The organism is Butyrivibrio sp. (genome assembly GCF_017940685.1).
Taxonomy (GTDB): Bacteria; Bacillota; Clostridia; order Lachnospirales; family Lachnospiraceae; genus Butyrivibrio.
In genome coordinates, this window is sequence record NZ_JAGAYD010000247.1 from 1 (window position 1) to 2775 (window position 2775).

Below are 2775 nucleotides of genomic sequence, written 5' to 3' on the forward strand. Positions count from 1 at the left end.
GAAGGCCGACAAGAACAGAAAGATATATAACGGAATGCTTAAAACTTACTTTTACCAGTTCATGGGGCCTAAGCCTCCAAGGAGAAAAGAGGCTTAAATGACTGATGAAGAGATGAAAAAAGTCGCCATCAAGGCCTCGGTATTTGCAGCTGTTTCTATTGTGCTGATGCTGCAAAGGTCTGCAACCAAGCACATCATGATCACTGATGCCGCTGGAGCTCCTGTGGACAGAGGAAAAAGCGACAGTGCTTATACACTTTTAATAGATGATGATGTCCCAAAGGGTAAGGAGGATGCGCTCATCATCCCGCTTCCCAAGAGCGTAAGCTCTGACAATATTGTGTTGGAAGACCGGTATATTGACCATGAGCTTAGTATCTATATTGACAGCAGGGAAGAGGGCTTCTATCTGGATAACCCGGTTGTCACAAGTCTGCCCCTTCTTGAGAGTGCAGTTTGTATAAATGAAAATGACACTGGCAGTGTTTGCCTTGATTTTAAGCTGGATGACCTGTATGTGAACGAGAGTGCCCTTACAGAAAACAGCACCATCGAGGTCAGGTTCTTTAAGCCAAAGGATAAGTTTGAGCACGTGGTCGTTGTGGATCCTGCTGGAGGCGGCAAGGATACAGGCGATTTGGGTAATGGTTATTCTGAAAAAGACGTTGCGCTGGACACAGCTCTTTTGCTAAAAACAGCTGCAGACAAGGATACGGAACACAATATCAAGCTGTATTTCACAAGGCTTTCAGATATGGATACCTCTCTGGAAAAGAGAAAGGCGCTGATAGAGGATTCCGGGGCAGATCTGTTTGTGGAGTTGTCCTGTGATGGAGTGCAGGACGAGGCCTATAATGGAATGGCTATCTACTACAACGACAAGTTCTTTTTAAGAAGGCTGTCTAATGCTGAGTTTGCAGATGTGCTGCTGCAGGGATACGCATCAGGAAACGCTTTAGAGGTTTTGGGAGTATTTCCTGAAAAAGAAGACGGGATACTTGGTTTATGTCCCGTGCCAGCTGCAAGGATCAGCCTTGGCAATGTATATGGACAGCAGGATAAAGACAGGCTTTCTGATGAGTCTTATAAGTCTAAGGCTGCAGAAGGTATCTATGACGGCATTTTAGAAGCGTTTGAGGTGATGGAATGAGAATAGTATTTGCCACAGGCAACAAGGATAAAATGAAGGAAATTCGCAGGATTTTGGGAGATCTCGACGCAGAGATCCTCTCAATGAAGGAAGCGGGTGTATTTGAGGATGTTGTGGAGGATGGTACCACTTTTTCAGAAAATGCTGCCATAAAGGCTTCTGCGATATACAAGCTTCTTGAAGAAAAGGACCCTGAGGCTGCAAAAGAGACAGTGGTACTTGCAGATGACTCAGGACTGGAAGTGGATTTCCTTGGAGGTGAACCTGGTATTTATTCAGCGAGATATCTTGGAAAAGATACACCTTACACAGAAAAGAACAGGATCATCATCGAAAGATTAAAGGACGCAGAGGGCGAAGAGAGAAGCGCCAGATTCGTATGTGCCATAGCAGCTTGTCTTCCTGGCGGAAAAATGCTTGGTACACTGGGCAAGATGGAAGGCAGGATCGGATATGAGATAGCAGGTGAGAATGGTTTTGGATATGATCCAATCTTTTTCCTGCCAGAATATGGTAAGACCAGCGCAGAAATATCTGCTGATGAAAAGAATGCCATAAGCCACAGGGGCAAAGCTCTTAGAGAGATGGAAAAGCTCCTGAGGGAGGCTTTTGAGGACGGTAACAAGTAATGCACAAGTATCTGGTGGTCAGTGATACTCACGGACACGACAAAAATTTTTATGATGTTCTGGATATAGAGGAGCCTCTTGATGGCATAATCCACTGCGGTGATTTCGAGGGCTCTGAGGGTAAGTTCGCTCTGGCGGCAGATTGTCCTGTATATTTTGTTGCGGGCAATAACGATTTCTTTTCGGATCTGAACAGAGAACTTGAATTTACTATTGATGGTCACAGGGCATTTTTGACCCATGGACATCATTATCTGGTTTCAATGGACCTTGAGAACATCAGAGCAGAAGGCCTTTCAAGAGGGGCTCAAATGGTGTTTTTTGGACATACCCACAGGCCTGTGGCTAAAGAGGTTGGAGGAGTGTATCTCTTTAATCCTGGAAGCCTTTCCTACCCCAGGCAGGAGGGCAGAAGACCAAGCTATATCATATTGAATATTGATGGGGATGATATTTCCTACGAGATCAAATACTTGTAAAGAAAAAGGCGATTTGTGAAAGCTCACAGATCGCCTTTTTAAGTCTGCGGATAACAGGACTTCCAGATACCTATCTTATTCCCTTTTTCTTGGTGTATATCATGTAATAGATAAGGAACAAAATACTGGTGGTTATCCAGGTGATAGGATAGCTTGCCTCGACCATTTCAATAGTCTGATTGTGTGGAAATGCAAACAGTATCCAGGTTACCCTGAGGATGCATATCCCACTAAGTGTTATCAGCATTGGCAAAAGAGCATCTCCCATGCCACGGAGCGTTCCTGAAAAAATCTCAACACCTACATATGTAATATAGAATGGTGCAAGGAATCTTATCATCTGATCGCCAATGGCAATAACGGTATCGTTGGTTACAAATATCTTAAGTAAGAGTGCTCCGTTAAAGTACATTATGATACTTAGCGGGATTGTGATCACTGCCGCAATGATAAATGCCTGCCTTGCGCTCTTACGAACGCGGTCATAGCGTCCTGCGCCATAGTTCTGGCCTGAGAA

General features: G+C 44.5%; 4 protein-coding genes. 3 read left to right on the forward strand and 1 reads right to left on the reverse strand.

Annotated elements, in window-relative coordinates; all coding sequences use genetic code 11:
- Positions 1-97 precede the first annotated feature (97 nt).
- The 3 genes from J6I68_RS14865 to J6I68_RS14875 are packed head-to-tail and all read left to right on the forward strand — an operon-like array spanning position 98 to position 2258.
- Positions 98-1150 carry an N-acetylmuramoyl-L-alanine amidase family protein gene (locus J6I68_RS14865; RefSeq protein ID WP_292221462.1) on the forward strand — a complete coding sequence of 351 codons (1053 nt, stop codon included), beginning with the start codon at positions 98-100 and terminating at the stop codon, positions 1148-1150.
- The gene (gene rdgB, locus J6I68_RS14870; RefSeq protein ID WP_292221464.1) at positions 1147-1779 is read left to right on the forward strand and encodes an RdgB/HAM1 family non-canonical purine NTP pyrophosphatase; all 633 of its coding nucleotides are present in this window, start codon (positions 1147-1149) and stop codon (positions 1777-1779) included. The genes J6I68_RS14865 and rdgB overlap by 4 nt, the downstream gene beginning before the upstream one ends.
- Positions 1779-2258 (forward strand): metallophosphoesterase, encoded by a 480-nt coding sequence (locus tag J6I68_RS14875; protein WP_292221466.1) that lies wholly within the window; start codon positions 1779-1781, stop codon positions 2256-2258. The genes rdgB and J6I68_RS14875 overlap by 1 nt, the downstream gene beginning before the upstream one ends.
- 70 nt (positions 2259-2328) lie before the next feature.
- Here the strand turns inward: J6I68_RS14875 and J6I68_RS14880 are convergent.
- A partial coding sequence (locus J6I68_RS14880; protein WP_292221468.1) for an MATE family efflux transporter occupies positions 2329-2775 on the reverse strand: 447 nt, incomplete at its 5' end.